Here is a 17,436-nt window from a genome sequence, read left to right on the forward strand (position 1 = left end):
ATTGACAAATTTTATTCATATCGTTGTGTTTATTCTGTATGTATATCATTTTAATAATTATTTTTCTTTACTATCTACTATGAAATACCATAATATTTATTCTTTTTGCCTATTTTATTCAGAACAAATTATATAAATGTACATACAATAGAACTCAAAATTTTTATCCTTTATATCGCCTATAATGTACTACGATTATATGGCTATATATCACGGTAATACATACAAGCATATATATAGCCATATACGTCAATGCACTGGAATACATTGAAAATCATTTAGAAATATAATAACGGCAAAGCAAAAACTACCCTACATAGGAAACTCCGTTTATAGGGTAGTTGTTTTTTATATACATATTCGTAGTAACAATTCTTATAGAAAAAAACTAAATTTGCTATCTAAAGCGTAACAAAGAACCAGTCCTTACCGAATCACTTTTGATAAAAATGATTTTGTCCGCTCATTTTTTGGTGTATCAAACACTTCTGTTGGTGTTCCTTCTTCCAAAATTTCGCCACCATCTACAAATAGTACGCGAGTAGCTACTTCTTTAGCAAAGCTCATTTCATGAGTAACGATGACCATTGTCATGCCTTCTTTTGCCAAGTCTTTCATAACGTCTAATACTTCGCTAACCATCTCTGGATCTAGAGCAGATGTAGGTTCGTCAAAGAGCATTACTTTCGGTTTCATTGCTAAGGCACGAGCAATGGCTACACGTTGTTGCTGGCCTCCGGATAATTGTTCTGGGTACGCGGCTGCTTTGTCGGATAAACCTACTTTTCCCAATAAATCATGAGCAATGCTTTCCGCTTCAGATTTTGAAAGCCCTCTAATTTTTTGCGGCGCTAGGGTAATGTTATCTAGTACGGTCATATGAGGGAATAAATTAAATCGTTGAAATACCATGCCCACTTCAGCACGTACATTGTTGATATTTTCTTTCACATTTAAGTTTTTACCATCTACAATTACGTCGCCTTCTGTGGGTTCTTCTAAATAGTTCATGCAACGCAATACTGTACTTTTACCAGAACCAGATGGTCCAATGATAACTACTACCTCACCAGCATCAATTTCTGTAGAAACGCCTTTTAAGACATGCAATTGTCCAAAGTATTTATGTACATTCTGTAATTGAATCATTTGATATTATATTTCCTTTCTAAGTACGCTACGAGTCGGGAAATGGTTAATGTCATAATCAAGTAAATCACCGCTACAGCTGTCCAGATTTCAAAGGAACCATAGGTACGAGCGATGATTAATTGTCCTCGACGTGTCAATTCTTCAAAACCGATAACTGCCACTAAAGACGTATCTTTCAACATGGCAATAAATTCATTGCCCAATGGTGGGATGATCGCTTTGAAAGCTTGTGGCATGATTACATAGCGCATCGTTTGGAACCAAGTTAAACCTAAAGAACGACCTGCTTCCATCTGCCCTTTATTAATGGATTGGATGCCGGCACGGAAAATTTCAGATACATAGGCACCAGAGTTAATAGAACATGCCAATACAGCTGCTAAATACGGTCCAATTGGCTCTGGCGCACCATTGGCATTAACGATAGCCCCCAACAATTTAGGACCACCGAAATAAATCATAAAGATTTGAACTAATAGTGGTGTACCACGGAATAATTCTACATAACATTTTGCGATTAAACGAATCACTTTAAATCGTGATAAGTTCATCAGCGCCACTACAAGGCCAATAAAGAAACCAAACCCCACACTCATGAGGGTGATTTGAATCGTAATTCCAGCCCCTCCAATTAACAGGGGTAAAGAGTCGACAATTAACTGCCAATTAAAATCCATCGTTACCTATCCATCCTTTCATTTAACACAGATAAGGAGGCACAAAGCCTCCTTATATAGTACATTATTTTCCTTCATATGTCACGGGAATATCCTTAGGCATGTCAGTTTTAAACCATGTTTGGTAAATCTTATTTAAAGTACCATCTTGTTTCATCTCTGTCAATGCTTTATTTACACTATCTATAAGCTCTTTATTCTTTTTATTCATAGCCAATCCAAAGTATTCTTTCGTATTTGGATATTCGATTACCGTTAAGTGTTGATCCCCATGTTTAGCCACGTAATACTGTGCTACTGGCAAATCGATCAATGCCCCTTCTACACCACCATTTTGTAACTCTAATAAGGCATCACTGGTATGGTCAAAGTTTTTTACCATAGCACCATTGATTTTGCTAGCTAAATCTGCTCCTGTAGTCCCCATTTGTACAGCAATCGTTTTACCAGTCAAATCATCTAACCCTTTAATCGCAGAATTTTCTTTTACCACTACAGCCATACCAGATTCATAATACGGCATACTGAAACCAACTTTTTCCATCCGAGCTTTTGTGATAGTCATACCTGATGCCGCCAAATCAATCTCACCATTATCTAAGGCTGGTACTAGTCCATCAAAGGGAACATTTTTAAATTCAATAGTTTTACCAGTCCGTTTTGCAATTTCTTTAGCTACATCGATGTCAAAGCCTTGTAATTCTTCTGAACCTTCTTGCTTAAACTCGAATGGTACAAATGTTGCATTAGTACCTATTTTTAATACATTACTTTTTTGTGCTTGTTCTCCTCCTTGAGAACCACATCCTCCTAGTAGTGCTACTACACCTAAGGCTAATAATCCAGTACATATTAGTTTTTTTACATTTGTTTTCATGATGTTTCTCCTTTACTAAATCACTCATGTTGTATCTTATGCAATGATTATACATCTATATGAATATTTAGTCAACATATTTTTGCAAATTTTATGTATTTTTATTAATCATTGTTACATGTACTAAATTGCATAAACTAGTTTCAAAGACTGTTATACCGAAAAAGCATAAAAAAATACACAGCAGAACAATTTCTGCTGTGTTTCATACGGCTGACCTGGTCTTTGCCCCCACACTCGCCTGCTGGAAGGTTCGCTCATAAGCCGTGCTCCCCACTACTACCCCTCTCGACATAGTTTGTCGGCAGGTCTTACATCTAAGCCGCACCATGCTCACAATTTCTCATTGCTTATGTGGATCGTTTTGCCTGCGACTGGCCTCGACTTTCAACCACAGACCCGTTATGTACTCTTATTATATCTATATTTCTTACTTTTGTCACTTAGGAACCATCATGATTTTTTTCATTCTACTTATATCATTTTTATATAGTACATTCAGAAAAAAGACTTGCTTTTTTTCACCAAATATACATTAACTTTAGTATACCCCATGCTTATCACATTCTCACTTTTTCAATGAATGATGAGAACTTTTCAGTACATTTTTGTCCACTCCATAGGGTATATTCAAGGATAAAATTTTATTGTATAATGTGTGTACTTAAGTAAACGAAGAATATAAAAACGGTGGTTTTCCAGAAGAGAGTACACCGTTTCTATTTGTTAGGAAGGGTTTGCGCATGTTTATGTTATCACTAATTCAGGAATCAGGAGCTTACGAGCAAGATAAGAGCACCTTAGAGTTAGTCACTTTACAGCTCTTACAAATGATTCAAATGAAAAGCCAAACTTTATATGTGCATTCGGTGCAGGTTGCCAATTATGCTGTAGCCATTGCTGCTAAAATGGGATTGCCAAAAGGTGAAATTGAATTGATTCGCCACGCAGCATGTTTACACGATTTAGGCTTAATTTGCTTACCTTCCACTGTGTTAATGAAGTTTCCTTACTTCAACCGCCAGGAATTGTCTAAATACAAGCAGCATCCTGTATTTGGGGCTAGCATGATTGAAAACTATCCATGTTGCCAGCCTATCATTCCTTACATTAAATACCATCATGAGCGTTGGGATGGTACAGGGTTTCCGAAACATCTAAGAGGTGCCAACATTCCATTAGGTGCTCGCATCATCGGCATTGCTGATTACTATGTAACAGCTATCGACCCTGCATCAGATACAACATTACAACCTCGCAGCGAAATCAAACAAGAGCTATTTAGACACTCGGGTACACAATTTGATCCAGATGTGGTAAAAGCATTTATAGAAATATTAGGATAATCATTAGGCTCCACTTGCTAAAGTGAGAGCCTTTATCTTTGCCCTGGGCAAGACGGCGTGGATTGTGTCCGCCGCTTCTAGCAAGGTAGCCCCTGTTGTATAGATGTCATCTACTAATAATATACTAATGTTCTTATCTGCATAGGCACTCACCATATCAGAACGAACTAAAAAATGACCCTTCATATTTTTCCGTCTTTCTTCTTTCGTCAAAGTCCACATCGGTTTAGAGCCATCTAATTTCACCAATAAATCTACCCACTTCCAATTTTGTTGGTTAACCCAATTTTTAAACAACATATCTACTTGATTATATCCCCGTTGTTTCCGTTTGCTGTCGCTAATGGGAATAGGTACAACAATGGTTGGCATGTAATTCATATCCAAGCAAGTAACTGTAAAACGTTGCAAAAAAGGAGCGGCTCCTAGAGCTCGCTCCTTTTTTCCATTAAATTTTATATCGTGTAGCATGGTTTTCATACCACCTACATAATCCGCTAGAATATATATACATTCTAAAGAAGAATATTTTGGACCCATTATACAACGTTCATGCATAACTACTTGCAAGCATGTATCACACCACTCACCTTGGGTATATACATCTTTACCACAATGAATACACGTAGGTGGACACAATAAGTCCCATAACCTCATTAGATCGCCCCCTCTAAGCGTTCCTTAAATAATGTATACCGATAATTTGTATCTATTCGATTCACCGCTGTCTCTACAGCCGTTTCACTACCGATGAGAATCACTTTATCTTTGGCACGAGTGATTGCCGTATAGAGTAGATTCCGCTGCAACATCACATTATAGGCAGAAATAAATGGCAAAATAATCCGTTCATATTCACTACCCTGTGCTTTATGCACCGTAATGGCATAGGCAAGTGCCATCATCATCATATCTTCTTCGTCAAGAGTCATGGATTTATCTGGAAATTTCACATGCACTTGTTTCCCAAGAATATCTGTGATAACACCAATTTCTCCATTATACACATCTTGGTCGTAGTTATTCTCCATTTGAATGACTTTATCGCCGATACGATACACGGTTCCATCTACTTTCAGCTCTTCTTTGCCACTTCGTTTCGGATTCAATTCCTCTTGCAAATATTTAGAAATTGCTGCACTTCCTATAGAACCTTTACGCATAGGACAAACAATTTGAATATCCAAATCAGACTCTACGTGTTGCAACTCTTCTTTATAGTGCTTAGTAATTGCTGAAAGAACACTTTCCACATCGTGAGCACCTTCAAATTGAAATTCATCACAACTGGACAAATCGGGTATCTCACCATGATTGATAGCATACGCATTATCGATGATACGATTTCCTTCCTGTTGACGGTAAATTTGCGTCAATCCTTGGTACGGCACGATAGAACTAGTCAACATATCCCGTAGGATAAAGCCTGCACCAATCGGTGGCAATTGGTCTACATCACCCACAAGTACCACATATGCACTAGGTGGAATCGCCTGTATCAGCGCATAGTACAGCTCCAAATTAAGCATAGATGATTCATCTACGATAACTACATCCACCTCTAATGGTTCATCTTGATTACGGGCAAAGGTATACGTATTATTCTCTAACTCCGGTTCTAATAAACGGTGAATAGTGAAAGCCTCCATCCCCGTCGCTTCCGACAATCGTTTCGTAGCACGCCCCGTAGGTGCACAGAGGACAATACGCTTTAAGTTTCCTTGCTGGAATCCTTCTACTAAGGCTTTAATAATAGTAGTCTTCCCCGTACCTGGGCCACCAGTGATAATAGAGAATCGATGACTAAACACCATATTGATTGCTTTCTTTTGTTCTTTACCTAACTCCATGGAATGCTTAATTTCGTAGCATTTACAGAAATCATCACCATCCAGTAAAGGTAGCACATCTTCATCTAAAAAGGCTTCTGTGAACTCTACACTATCAACTTCTGCTCGATATACAGTAGGATGATAGATATACAATACATCATCGTGATCCACCTGTACATAGCGTTTTGTTTCAATTAACGTTTCCAAACGGTCTACGGTCACATCAATATAGTCATCACCTAATAGATTCGACAACTGCACCATCAATTCCTCTATGGGCATACAAGAATGTCCAGAAGCTCCAATTTGTTCCATGGTAAAGCGGATACCTGCATCAATACGCTTAGGATTATCGAAGGGAAATCCTAACTCTTCTGCAAAATGGTCTACTACATGAAATGGTAAATTGGTATCTACGGTCAACAAATAATATGGATTATCCTGTAACATTTCAATCGTTTTGGCACCGTATATTTCATAGAGCTGACGACTCCAACGATTACTCATGTTGTACTTGGCAAAGAAGTCATTAATTTCCTGTAGAACACCTTCGCCCAGCAATACTTTATACAGTTCTTGCTTAGTTTTACGAGAAGAAATCGGTGCCTCGAGTATTTCTATGGGATTCTCTTTTTTTAGAATTTCTAATATAGAAATACCAAAATAATCCAACAGTTTCTCTAATGACTTCGGGCCTAATCCTTTCACACCAAGACTTTCTAAATATCGTCTTGCCCCAGCCAAGGTATCTGGCATCACACGTTGTATGCTTTGAACTGAAATCTGTTTCCCATATTTTTTGTGGATAATATAGTTACCTTTGATTTCTACCTCTTCTCCTACCTTTGGAGGGGTAATATTACCGGTACAAATATGGGTATCTTCTTGGTAATCCCGTAGTACAAATACGCAAAAATTCTCTTGCGGAGACTTATAGATCACACGGTATACCGTTCCTAGTAGCGTTATCATAAGGATGCATTAGGCAATGCAGAAATGACAGCTTGCACCACATCTGCTACATTGCTGATGTTTTCAATTTTAATATGACTCACACGTTCGTAAATCGGTTGACGTTCTTCGTATAAGCGGAAAATATATTCAATACTTTCTTTCAATAATGGACGAATTTCCATATCTAAATCATCGAGAATTTGTTTTACATCTCGTTGAATCAATACCACATAACCAGATTCACGCATCAGTTCAGCCGTGGCATCACACAACACCGTACCACCGCCTGTAGCAATGACACTGGCATTCTTTTTGCTCACTAAATCTTGAATAACATTAAGTTCTAATTGATGGAATTCATCTTCTCCATCATGAATGATAATATTTTGAATAGATTTCCCAGTACGCTCTTGAATTTCTGTATCCACATCAAAGAACTCTAATCCCAATGCTTGCGCTAAGGCCTTACCTATGGTTGTTTTACCCGCTCCTGGCATACCAATTAGGAAAATATGTTGATGAATGTGGTTCTTTTCATAATCTTTAGAAATACGGATTATCTCATTCATAAATTCTTTTGCGTAATCTGCTAATTCAGGATTTTCCAATGCTTGTACAGCGGATGCAAGAATTTCCTGTTCTCTCTGTACATCATGAATTTTCATCTGATGCTCTTCTTTATACTTCGCAATATCTACCACGATACGTAAACGCTCTTCAAACAAGTGAATTAACTCTTTATTAATAGCATCAATTTTTTTGCGACTTTCTTGTAATTTCATGAACATACTCCTTAGAATTTTTTATAGATCGTACTATGTAAATGGTCTAATGCAAAGGCCTTATCATCTTCCATTTGATCAATGAGGGCTTGGAGGGAATCAAACTTTACTTCTCCACGGATGAAAGCAAGAAATTCTACCGTAGCCACTTCTCCATACACATCATCGGAAAAATTAAATAGGTGCGTTTCAAATCGATGATATTGGTTAATAAAAGTTGGATTATCTCCCATATTCCCCACTGCACCATACCATTTGCCACCGATGTATACTTGATTTACATACACACCATCCGCTGGCGTTGCCATTGTATCGGGGAAATGAAAGTTTAATGTAGGAAATCCCAGGGTACGTCCCCGTTGATCCCCTTTCACTACGGTCCCCGTAAAACGGTACGGTCTACCTAACATTGTATTAGCTAGCTCAATATCACCCCGTACAATGCTACTGCGTATAGCCGTACTAGATATAGGTGCATCAATCCAGTCATAGCGAACCAATTCTTGATCATGGACTTCAATAGACGGATATAATTCTCGAATTAGCTTTGAACTTCCTAAGCCTTTATATCCGAAATTAAAATTTGCACCGACTACTATTTTCCGTACCTTACGATGGGCACATAAACCATGAATAAACTCTTCCCCTGACTTTGTGACTAATTCTTCTGTCATAGGTAGTTCTAGCACATAATCAACACCCATGGCCTCTAGCATGGCATATCGTTCTTCTCGTTGTAGCAGACGAGGTGGAATTTGTTTCGGTTGTAATATAGTAAATGGATGAGCATCAAAGGTAACAATCACAGAAACTCCATTACATGCCTTCGCACTGTCACAGACTTCTTTAATAATCGATTGATGACCTAAATGCAATCCATCAAAGGTTCCCATGCCATACACAATGGGTTCCTGTATCGTATCTAACTCTGATATCGTATATAAAATATTCATACTAATCCTTATCTTTTGAACTATGAAATAGAACTTTTATTTCAGTGTACTCCTTATTATAACACAACCGTAGACTATAGAAAGTGTATACATGTATGAAAGCAAAAAATACCAGGACATACAATAGTAATGGTAATATCCTGGCAAATTATAATTAACTATATATTATTTCTCTAAATAAACATTTACATATTGTTTTACATCTTCTATATATGAAAAAGCTAGTTCCACATCAAAAACTTTTACAAATAAACTGATAGATAATTTTCCTAACTTAACCATTGGCGAGTTTTCTTCATTAACACATGTATACTCATATCCACACAAATTATGAATATGCATTACGTCACAAATAGTATTTGCATAAGAAATAATAAGACATTTATCAACATCATATAAAAAATATTCATTAAACCTAAGCTTATCAACTGTTATTTGTGTCACCTCTAATACACAATCTAATAACATTTCTATACAATTCTCATTACCACTATCAAGATCTTCATAGGAATGTATAATACTTTGAAACGCTTTTATACACTTTTCACTATCAGCATGAACATCTTTATAAGCATCTATAGTATTTTGAAGATCCTCTGGTATATCATAATCAATTAAAACACTATTCTCTAAAGCTTCTTTTTTCTTTTTAGAATCATATATTTTTAAATTTTTTAAATCTCTTCGTCGACGCATATTAGCCTCATGGTTTCCTTTATCATTTGTTTTTTCAAAAAACCAACAGGCATTTTCAAATTCTCCGACAGTAATATATCCATCATCATATGCTTTTTTTAACTTTTTAACTCTTTCTACTGGACTACTATCCTTCATGGCATCATATCCAATAACTCGTAGTTTTTCACATATTCCCGCATTAATATCTCTCAAAAATTTTCCCTCCATCATTACCACACATTATAATTTTGCTTGTATTATATCAAATATTATAAAAAAAGAAAAATGGCCAGGATCCCATAAGGTTCCTGACCATTTCTTATACGTATGTTATATGTATATATTTTTTTCCACTTTCAAAGTGCTATCCAACCGTCGCAATATACTCATAAATCCATTCGCATCATAGGCTCTCACTAATGTATCTACTAGGATTTCATCTGGCGACACACAGAACGTTCCGTTCGGTTTCACTGTATGGATCGGCACTTGTTTGCCCTGTACGAGTCGGGTACGGTTAATATCATTGATATACACCGCTGGCAAGTGCGTTAACAACGCATCCACAGGTTGCACAGCTCGTTCCACCAGTGTTTCTAATTCTTCAATGGTTACAGACTGTTCAATATCACATTGTCCTACTGCAGTACGGCATAGCTGTGTCATCATACCACACAAGCCTAATTGCTGGCATATATCTCGTAACAAAGCACGCACATAAGTGCCAGCAGAGCATCGTACACGAATGGTAAAGAATGGATACGCATACGCCAATAACTCAATATCATAGATATGAATCAAACGAGATGGTAGTGTAAACTCTACTCCTGCACGGGCTAAATCATAAGCTCTTTGCCCATTAATTTTAATGGCTGAATACTTGGATGGTCGTTGCTCAATAGAACCTTGAAAGGACTTCACTGCCTGCTCTAGAACATCCCAGCTAGGAGCCTTAGAGATATCCATTGCCCGCAGCACATTCCCTGTACTATCTTCTGTATCTGTTTCGATACCTAATTTACATTCTGCTACATAGGTTTTACCAATGGATTCCGTATATTCAATGGCACGAGTAGCTTTGCCCACAAAGATAGGCAACACACCGTATGCTAAGGGATCTAAAGTCCCACTATGACCAATACGCCGTTCTTTCAGAATGCGTCGACAAATACCGATCGCATCGTGGCTGGTAATGCCTGGTGGCTTGATTAAAGAAATAACTCCATCCATTACTCAATCACCGCTAAGATTTGTTCCAATGCTTCATGAATAGGACGATCAATAGAGCAACCGGCTGCACGAATATGTCCACCGCCACCAAAATGGCTAGCAATTTGGTTCGCATCACGCACTTTAGAGCGAATGCTAGCACGCGTTAAGGTCTCTGTTTTAGCTTTCAATACGATAGCCACGTCCACGCCCTTAATGTTTCGGATTATGTCCACAAATCCATCTGTATCATTTCCAATACGCTCCATCAAGGGTAAGGTCAAACACATGGAGACCACTTGTCCTTTATGGTGAAAGGACACATTATCTAAGACTTCTTTCATCACCTCGATACGACATGGTTCCACTTGTTCGATAGCTTCGGAAATCACATGTGGCTCTGCTCCAGCTTGTAAACATAAGCTTGCCATTTCCATCGTATGAGCTGTGGTGTTGGAGAATTTAAAGAACCCTGTATCAGTAGCCATAGCCATATACAAGGCTTGCCCCATCGATTGGGTAATCTCCCAATTCCACATCTTACATAGGTACGCTACTGTTTCTCCTGTAGAAGAAAAATCTGGGCGCAAATATAAACCGTCTGCAAATTCTGTATTAGAAATATGGTGGTCTATATTAAAAGTAGGTGCACTCACTCGTACACCTACTTCTCCAATTCGTTCAAATGTGCTAGCGTCCAAAATGAGTAGCATATCTGATGTATAGCCATTTTCTAAACTTTCTATGGGCTCAATCTTAGAGCACAAGGAAAGAAAAGAAAACTTTTCAGGAATTACATCATCTACTACCATACGGACTGCTTTCCCTTGAGTTACCAAAGCTTCATACATAGCAAGCATAGAGCCTATGGCATCCCCATCGGGACTGACATGAACAGTAAGAAGAATGGAATGGGCTGTATCAATCGATGCTTTCAGTTGATCAATACTAATTTTCGCCATTATTGTTCCTCTTGTTTAATAGAATTTAATAATCCTTCGATGTGCATGCTGTAATCTAAGGATGTATCTGCGTCAAAAGCAATGCTAGGAATGTGACGTAATTGGAGCACCTTTCCTAGTTCAGATCGGAAATAGCCAGCACTTCTACGCAAAGTTTCTAGGGACTGTTTTTTCTCCGCTTCACTGCCGAATAAGCTCACATAAATCGTAGCTTCTCGCAAATCACCTGTCACACGCACATCGGTAACAGTAACAAATCCGATACGAGGGTCTTTCAACCCACGCAATAAGATTTGACTTGCTTCTTGTTTAATAAACTCTTGTAATTTTCGTACACGAACTTCGCTCATGGATACCTCCTATAATTCTGGGGCAATTTCTTCCATTTTGTACGCTTCGATTACGTCGCCTTCTTTCACGTCACGGTAACGTTCCAAGGAAATACCACATTCAAAACTTGTAGCTACTTCTTTCACTTCATCTTTGAAACGGCGCAAGGAATCGATATGACCTTCATGGATAACGATACCATCACGGATTAAGCGAATTTCAGAGTTATTTGTGATTTTACCTTCCGTCACGTAGGAACCAGCTACGATAGCTTTCGGTGTAGAAATCACTTGGCGAACTTCTGCACGGCCTAAGATAACTTCTTTAAATTCAGGAGTTAACATACCACGCATAGCGGCCTCGATTTCATTGATGGCATCATAGATGACACGGTATGTACGAAGGTCAACACTTTCTTTTTCTGCTTCTTTACGTACATTTGCATCTGGACGTACGTTAAAGCCGATAATAATCGCACCCGATGCAGAAGCTAACATTACGTCAGATTCATTGATAGCACCTACTGCACTGTGGATAATATTGATGCGTACTTCTGGGTTTTTAATGCCCTCTAAGGATTGACGTAATGCTTCTACAGAGCCTTGTACGTCACCTTTGATAATAATATTTAAGTCTTTCAATTCTCCTTGTTGCATTTGGTTGAACAAATCATCAAGAGTGACTTTTGTTTTCGCATTCATTTCAGTAATGCGTTGTTTTTCGATACGTTTTTCCGCAATGGAACGTGCTTCGTTGTCATCTACAGCGAACATCACTTCCCCTGCCAATGGCACATCGGACAAGCCCAAGATTTCCACCGGCATAGATGGACGAGCTACTTTCACTTTTTCACCACGTTCATTCGTCATAGCACGTACTTTACCGTATGCTACACCAGCAAGGATGGTTTCGCCTACACGCAAGGAACCTTTTTGTACCAATACAGTACATACTGGACCACGGCCTTTATCCAATTGTGCTTCAATAACGATACCTTGTGCCTTACGGTTAGGATTCGCTTTTAATTCTTGCACTTCTGCTACAAGCAAGATTGTTTCCAATAGGTCTTCAATACCTTGACGCTGTTTCGCAGATACAGGAACCATGATGGTATCGCCGCCCCACTCTTCTGGTAATAAGCCATGCTCAGACAACTGTTGTTTTACATGATCAGGGTTAGCACCTGGTTTATCCATTTTATTAATAGCCACGATGATTGGCACTTCTGCAGATTTCGCATGGTTGATGGCTTCGATGGTTTGTGGCATAACACCGTCATCTGCAGCTACCACAAGAACGGCAATATCTGTAGATTGAGCACCACGTAAACGCATCGCTGTGAAAGCTTCATGGCCTGGTGTATCTAGGAATGTAATTTTATTTCCTTCATAGCGAACTTGGTATGCACCGATATGTTGCGTAATACCACCTGCTTCGGAAGCAGTAACATTCGTAGAACGGATTACATCCAATAAAGAGGTTTTACCATGGTCAACGTGACCCATGATAGTAACAACTGGTGGACGAGCTACTAGACTTTCTGGGCTATCTTCGATTTCAATGATTTCTGTAGGGTCTTGTTCAGGCTCTACTTCTACCACTTCTACGCCGAAGTCTTCTGCCAGTACCATTGCTGTTTCTACATCAATTTCTTGGTTGATCGTAGCCATAACACCTAGCATCATCAATTTTTTGATAATTTCAGATACTTCACGGCCCATTTTTTCAGCCAATTCTTTTACTGTTAATGGACCGGACAATTCGATAGAAGTAGCAATCGCAGCTTCTGCTTTACGGCGCTCTTCTTCTTTTTGTTTGATATGTTGTTCATTACGTTGTTTAACTTTATTTTTATTTTTTTGCAATGCAGAAGATACTAAGGATTGTGTACGTTCGCCTTTTTTGCCTTTTTTATCTTTTTTATTGCGACGCTCGTTACGATTTTCATTGCGATGTTCAGATTCATAACGGCGATTTTCTTTTTGACGATCTGCTTCACGGCTAGCTTGACGATCACGACCTTCTGGTTTTGCTGTCATCGCTGGATCCACTTGTGGAATCTCTAAGCGACGTTCACGACGTTGTCCATCATTACGACGATCATGGTTACGGTCGTTATTACGATCATTGTTGCGGTCGAATCTACCACCATTGTTAGGGCGATTACCACCATTGCGATTATCTTGACGTTGATCATTGCGACCTTCTGGACGACGGCCATCACGGTTTTGACCATTACGTTGATTAGAGCGATTATCACCGCGGTCATTTCTGTCATTGCGATGATCTCGTTGACCATTGTTTTTACCATCACGATTGAATGGGCGGTCACGCTTTTCACCACGGTCATTGCGGTCTCCACGCTCGTTGCGATCATTGCGATGATTTCTATCTTGTTTTGGTCCACGTCTTTCACCTTGCTCATTGCTATGGTATTCGTGAACTTTCTTTTGCGGTGCTTGTTGCGTTGCTTTTGGTGCCTCACTGTGTGCTTGTTTAGTGCCACCTGCTAACGATTGTTTAATCATAGATACTTGTGAATCCTCCACTGTACTCATATGGCTTTTCACTTCTACATTGTGTTTTTTTAAAGCATCAATAACGACTTTATTTTCTACACCTAGATCTTTTGCTACTTCATATACTCTTTTTTTGGACATCTACATTCCCCCTCTACTGATTCTTATCTATTTCAGCTAGCAAGGATTTAGCAAATCCAGCATCATTTACTAATATAACTGCTCGCATTTCTTTTCCCAATGCTCTGCCTAATTCCTCTTTGGTCCCTACTAAACGAAGGGGTACCTGATAAGATTCGGCTAAGTGCCTATATTTGTTAGCATTATTCTGCGCACAATCTTCCGCCATAATCAACAGTGGATAGGCTTGTCGTTTCATGGATCGTTCCACTACAAAATCGCCAGATAATAAGCGACCTGCTCGCTGTGCTAATCCTAATATATTCAACACTTTTTCTTTATTCATGGGATATTTGTTCCTTTAAAGATTCATAAATTTCTTGTGAAACTTTATGTTTCAACGAACGCTCTAATCGTTTAGCTTTATACGCCATATCTAAGCATTCCACTTTCATTTCCATATACGCTCCCCGTCCAGGGGCTTTACCTGTAGGGTCAATAGAAATCTCTCCCGTTGGACTCAACACAACACGTGTCAATTCTTTCTTGGGAAGAAGTTCTCCACATCCCACACAGACTCGCATAGGCTGAGACTTCTGTTTCATATTAGTCTTCATCTCCAAAAGCATCTAAGGAAATCATATCATCGGATTCCACATATTCACCGGCTTCAGCGGCTTGTGTTTCACTTTTAATATCGATTTTCCAGTTGGTTAGTTTCGCTGCTAAACGGGCATTTTGACCTGCTTTACCGATAGCTAGTGAAAGTTGGTAATCTGGCACCACCACAGAAGATGTTTTTTCTTCATCGCGAGCCACTACACTTACTACCTTCGCTGGGCTCAAGGAATTAGCAATGTATACCGCTGGATCTTCATCCCATTTCACAATATCGATTTTTTCGCCATTGAGCTCATCCACGATATTTTGTACACGTTGTCCTTTAGGACCTACACAAGCGCCTACTGCATCCACTTCTTCCTCGCGAGATACAACAGCAATTTTAGAACGCATACCTGGTTCACGAGCTACAGATTTCAACTCCACTGTGCCTTCTGCAATTTCTGGTACTTCTAATTCAAATAAGCGTTTTAATAAACCAGGATGTGTGCGGGAAATCATGATTTGAGGGCCTTTTGTGGTCTTTTTCACTTCCACAATATAGCATTTAATGCGGTCTCCCACAGCATAGCTTTCACTAGGAATTTGTTCGGACACAGGTAAAATCGCCTCAGTTTTTCCTAGATTAATAAATACATTTCGACCTTCAATACGTTCCACCAAACCAGTCAAAATATCGCCTTCACGGCTGGAGTATTCATCATAGACAATATTGCGTTCTGCTTCTTTCAAACGTTGAATCAATAATTGTTTTGCCGTATGAGCCGCACTGCGACCGAAGTTTTTAGGCGTTACATCCACTTCGATAATATCGCCGATTTCCATACGCTTATCTAATTGACGAGCATCTGCTAAGGCAATCTCTGTTTCTTCGTTTTCAGGAGTGTCCACTACGGTTTTCTTAGCCAACACCTTATAATCTCCTGTTTCACGATTGAAATAAATATATGCCTCTTGATTTGCTCCTACTTCTTTGCGATAGGCTTGTAATAATGCCACTTCAAGAGAATCAAAAATAATCTCTGGTGCCACACCTTTTTGTTTAGTAACTGCTAATACCGCTTGTACTAATTCTTGACTCACTGGTTTCCTCCCTTAAAAATCTAAATGCAAACGAATTTGTGCAATTGCTGCGCGTTCTAGTTCAATACTTTCCTCTTGCACCTGAATCGTAATGACTTCATCAGAATATCCTTGTAAGGATCCTGTATATTGTTTTTTTCCATCTATGGGTTTAAACAATTGAATGTCCACATCACGTCCATGGTAACGGATGAAATCTTTTTCTTTCTTCAACACACGATCCAGTCCTGGAGACGATACTTCTAACAAGTAATTCTCTTTGATTGGGTCCTTTGCATCCAATACTTCGCTTAATTTTTCACTCACCATTTGGCAGTCATCTAAATCGATGCCACCCTCTTTGTCTAAAAATACGCGCAAGTACCATTCTCGCTCATGCACGTATTCCACGTCCACAAGCTCTAACTCCGTAGACTCTATAATCGTTTCTACTACACCGGACACAAATTCCTCTACGGCGTCACGTTTCATCTTATCCCCTCCTTGCCACAGTATAAGAGAAAGAGTGAGCCGCAGCTCACTCTTTTAATAGATTCTATAAAAGTTACTTTTAGTATACCACAACTCTCTAAAAATAGCTACAGTAAACCATTGCGTTTTAACGCTTCTTCCCACTCTGCTTCTTTGAATCCCACAAGCACTGTATCTTCTAAAACTAAAATAGGACGTTTCACCAACATACCATTGGTTGCCAATAAGGCTAATTTTTCATCTTCTGTCATAGTTGGCAATTTATCTTTAATGCCTTCCCCACGATAAATTTGACCAGATGTATTAAAGAAGGCTTTAATATCTGCTTTTTTACTCTTAGGATACCATACGCCTAATTCTTCCGCTGTTGGATTCTCTTCTTTGATGTCACGGTGTGTATAGCTAATACCATGATCATCTAAATATTTTTTTGCTCGTTTACAAGTCGTACATTTTGGATATTCAATATATAACATATGTCTGTCCTTTCTATTTTTCTGTTTTAGATTCACAAAATTTTTCTTTTAACACCTGTAATAACACTTCTGTCATTTCGCTAGCAGCAAAGACGTATTCCTTTAGTTTGCCTCGCTCCTCTGCGACTTTCATGGCGGATACTTCAAAAGGATCTAGTACCACAGATAACACGGGGGTTTGATCTTGTTCCATACTTTTCGTCAAGTACGCCGAAATACTTTCCCCCTCTGTAGGTTCAAATCGTTCTACCTTTACAATGGGACAATATTCATACATCAATTTGCGAAGAACCATCATAAAGTAGGCTTTATCTTTCACAAACTGTGCTGCTTCCTCTTTAGTCATGCTAAAAATATCTACTTTCACACGTTCCGCTTCACCATGTGTTGTCAT

General features: G+C 38.8%; 19 protein-coding genes. 1 reads left to right on the top strand and 18 read right to left on the bottom strand.

Annotation, left to right across the window (positions count from 1 at the left end; genetic code table 11):
• Positions 1-426 precede the first annotated feature (426 nt).
• The 3 genes from EO127_RS02400 to EO127_RS02410 form a co-directional block, all read right to left on the bottom strand.
• The gene (locus EO127_RS02400) at positions 427-1,149 is read right to left on the bottom strand and encodes an amino acid ABC transporter ATP-binding protein (protein ID WP_127447863.1); all 723 of its coding nucleotides are present in this window, start codon (positions 1,147-1,149) and stop codon (positions 427-429) included.
• A complete protein-coding gene (locus EO127_RS02405) occupies positions 1,146-1,829 on the bottom strand; it encodes an amino acid ABC transporter permease (RefSeq protein WP_009372151.1) in 684 nt (227 codons plus the stop codon). The genes EO127_RS02400 and EO127_RS02405 overlap by 4 nt, the downstream gene beginning before the upstream one ends.
• A gap of 64 nt (positions 1,830-1,893) precedes the next feature.
• A complete protein-coding gene (locus tag EO127_RS02410; RefSeq protein ID WP_371412850.1) occupies positions 1,894-2,709 on the bottom strand; it encodes a basic amino acid ABC transporter substrate-binding protein in 816 nt (271 codons plus the stop codon).
• A gap of 740 nt (positions 2,710-3,449) precedes the next feature.
• On the opposite strand from EO127_RS02410, the gene EO127_RS02415 reads away from it, so the two are divergent.
• Entirely contained in the window at positions 3,450-4,052 is a 603-nt protein-coding gene (locus EO127_RS02415; RefSeq protein WP_127447865.1) for an HD-GYP domain-containing protein, read from the top strand.
• Positions 4,053-4,055: 3 nt separating this feature from the next.
• Here EO127_RS02415 and EO127_RS02420 read toward each other — a convergent pair whose 3' ends face one another.
• The 15 genes from EO127_RS02420 to EO127_RS02490 all read right to left on the bottom strand — a co-directional run bounded on the left by EO127_RS02420 (position 4,056) and on the right by EO127_RS02490 (position 17,436).
• Complete coding sequence (locus EO127_RS02420; RefSeq protein WP_127447866.1) at positions 4,056-4,532, bottom strand: ComF family protein; 477 nt, start codon at positions 4,530-4,532, stop codon at positions 4,056-4,058.
• A 176-nt stretch (positions 4,533-4,708) separates the two neighbouring features.
• Positions 4,709-6,856: an ATP-dependent RecD-like DNA helicase gene (locus EO127_RS02425; protein WP_127447867.1), complete on the bottom strand. Its 2,148-nt coding sequence runs from the start codon at positions 6,854-6,856 to the stop codon at positions 4,709-4,711.
• Positions 6,853-7,620: a shikimate kinase gene (locus EO127_RS02430; protein WP_127165121.1), complete on the bottom strand. Its 768-nt coding sequence runs from the start codon at positions 7,618-7,620 to the stop codon at positions 6,853-6,855. Before EO127_RS02430 ends, EO127_RS02425 begins: the two co-directional genes overlap by 4 nt.
• Positions 7,621-7,631: 11 nt before the next feature.
• On the bottom strand, positions 7,632-8,573 hold the full coding sequence (locus EO127_RS02435; RefSeq protein ID WP_127447868.1) for a bifunctional riboflavin kinase/FAD synthetase: 942 nt from the start codon (positions 8,571-8,573) through the stop codon (positions 7,632-7,634).
• A gap of 165 nt (positions 8,574-8,738) precedes the next feature.
• Positions 8,739-9,464 (bottom strand): hypothetical protein, encoded by a 726-nt coding sequence (locus tag EO127_RS02440; protein ID WP_164742260.1) that lies wholly within the window; start codon positions 9,462-9,464, stop codon positions 8,739-8,741.
• 117 nt (positions 9,465-9,581) lie between these two features.
• On the bottom strand, positions 9,582-10,481 hold the full coding sequence (truB, locus tag EO127_RS02445; RefSeq protein WP_127447870.1) for a tRNA pseudouridine(55) synthase TruB: 900 nt from the start codon (positions 10,479-10,481) through the stop codon (positions 9,582-9,584).
• A complete protein-coding gene (locus EO127_RS02450) occupies positions 10,481-11,422 on the bottom strand; it encodes a bifunctional oligoribonuclease/PAP phosphatase NrnA (RefSeq protein WP_127447871.1) in 942 nt (313 codons plus the stop codon). Before EO127_RS02450 ends, truB begins: the two co-directional genes overlap by 1 nt.
• Positions 11,422-11,772, bottom strand: coding sequence for a 30S ribosome-binding factor RbfA (rbfA, locus tag EO127_RS02455; protein ID WP_126938196.1), 351 nt, complete (start codon positions 11,770-11,772; stop codon positions 11,422-11,424). The genes EO127_RS02450 and rbfA overlap by 1 nt, the downstream gene beginning before the upstream one ends.
• A 9-nt stretch (positions 11,773-11,781) precedes the next feature.
• Positions 11,782-14,412, bottom strand: a complete 2,631-nt coding sequence (gene infB / locus EO127_RS02460; protein WP_127447872.1) for a translation initiation factor IF-2 — start codon at positions 14,410-14,412, stop codon at positions 11,782-11,784.
• A gap of 13 nt (positions 14,413-14,425) precedes the next feature.
• Positions 14,426-14,737: a ribosomal L7Ae/L30e/S12e/Gadd45 family protein gene (locus EO127_RS02465; protein WP_127447873.1), complete on the bottom strand. Its 312-nt coding sequence runs from the start codon at positions 14,735-14,737 to the stop codon at positions 14,426-14,428.
• Positions 14,730-14,996 carry an RNase P modulator RnpM gene (gene rnpM / locus EO127_RS02470; protein WP_038145077.1) on the bottom strand — a complete coding sequence of 89 codons (267 nt, stop codon included), beginning with the start codon at positions 14,994-14,996 and terminating at the stop codon, positions 14,730-14,732. The genes EO127_RS02465 and rnpM overlap by 8 nt, the downstream gene beginning before the upstream one ends.
• Position 14,997: 1 nt before the next feature.
• Positions 14,998-16,095 (bottom strand): transcription termination factor NusA, encoded by a 1,098-nt coding sequence (gene nusA / locus EO127_RS02475; RefSeq protein WP_127068995.1) that lies wholly within the window; start codon positions 16,093-16,095, stop codon positions 14,998-15,000.
• Between the two features lie 12 nt (positions 16,096-16,107).
• A complete protein-coding gene (gene rimP / locus EO127_RS02480; protein ID WP_127068996.1) occupies positions 16,108-16,566 on the bottom strand; it encodes a ribosome maturation factor RimP in 459 nt (152 codons plus the stop codon).
• A 107-nt stretch (positions 16,567-16,673) separates the two neighbouring features.
• Positions 16,674-17,042 carry an arsenate reductase family protein gene (locus EO127_RS02485; RefSeq protein ID WP_126938202.1) on the bottom strand — a complete coding sequence of 123 codons (369 nt, stop codon included), beginning with the start codon at positions 17,040-17,042 and terminating at the stop codon, positions 16,674-16,676.
• A 13-nt stretch (positions 17,043-17,055) separates the two neighbouring features.
• Entirely contained in the window at positions 17,056-17,436 is a 381-nt protein-coding gene (locus EO127_RS02490; protein ID WP_127165128.1) for a hypothetical protein, read from the bottom strand.

Origin of the sequence: Veillonella sp. 3310 (assembly GCF_003999875.1) — a bacterium.
Classification (GTDB): domain Bacteria; phylum Bacillota; class Negativicutes; order Veillonellales; family Veillonellaceae; genus F0422.

What these genes read in the sequence shown, in the direction of transcription:
- EO127_RS02430 (WP_127165121.1), bottom strand. Translation starts at nt 7,620, where the DNA reads ATGAAATTACAAGAAAGTCGCAAAAAAATTGATGCTATTAATAAAGAG.
- EO127_RS02450 (WP_127447871.1), bottom strand. Translation starts at nt 11,422, where the DNA reads ATGGCGAAAATTAGTATTGATCAACTGAAAGCATCGATTGATACAGCC.
- EO127_RS02400 (WP_127447863.1), bottom strand. Translation starts at nt 1,149, where the DNA reads ATGATTCAATTACAGAATGTACATAAATACTTTGGACAATTGCATGTC.
- EO127_RS02435 (WP_127447868.1), bottom strand. Translation starts at nt 8,573, where the DNA reads ATGAATATTTTATATACGATATCAGAGTTAGATACGATACAGGAACCC.
- rbfA (WP_126938196.1), bottom strand. Translation starts at nt 11,772, where the DNA reads ATGAGCGAAGTTCGTGTACGAAAATTACAAGAGTTTATTAAACAAGAA.
- rimP (WP_127068996.1), bottom strand. Translation starts at nt 16,566, where the DNA reads ATGAAACGTGACGCCGTAGAGGAATTTGTGTCCGGTGTAGTAGAAACG.
- infB (WP_127447872.1), bottom strand. Translation starts at nt 14,412, where the DNA reads ATGTCCAAAAAAAGAGTATATGAAGTAGCAAAAGATCTAGGTGTAGAA.
- EO127_RS02420 (WP_127447866.1), bottom strand. Translation starts at nt 4,532, where the DNA reads ATGAAAACCATGCTACACGATATAAAATTTAATGGAAAAAAGGAGCGA.
- EO127_RS02425 (WP_127447867.1), bottom strand. Translation starts at nt 6,856, where the DNA reads ATGATAACGCTACTAGGAACGGTATACCGTGTGATCTATAAGTCTCCG.
- EO127_RS02405 (WP_009372151.1), bottom strand. Translation starts at nt 1,829, where the DNA reads ATGGATTTTAATTGGCAGTTAATTGTCGACTCTTTACCCCTGTTAATT.
- truB (WP_127447870.1), bottom strand. Translation starts at nt 10,481, where the DNA reads ATGGATGGAGTTATTTCTTTAATCAAGCCACCAGGCATTACCAGCCAC.
- EO127_RS02490 (WP_127165128.1), bottom strand. Translation starts at nt 17,436, where the DNA reads ATGACAACACATGGTGAAGCGGAACGTGTGAAAGTAGATATTTTTAGC.
- EO127_RS02465 (WP_127447873.1), bottom strand. Translation starts at nt 14,737, where the DNA reads ATGAATAAAGAAAAAGTGTTGAATATATTAGGATTAGCACAGCGAGCA.
- EO127_RS02485 (WP_126938202.1), bottom strand. Translation starts at nt 17,042, where the DNA reads ATGTTATATATTGAATATCCAAAATGTACGACTTGTAAACGAGCAAAA.
- EO127_RS02415 (WP_127447865.1), top strand. Translation starts at nt 3,450, where the DNA reads ATGTTTATGTTATCACTAATTCAGGAATCAGGAGCTTACGAGCAAGAT.
- rnpM (WP_038145077.1), bottom strand. Translation starts at nt 14,996, where the DNA reads ATGAAACAGAAGTCTCAGCCTATGCGAGTCTGTGTGGGATGTGGAGAA.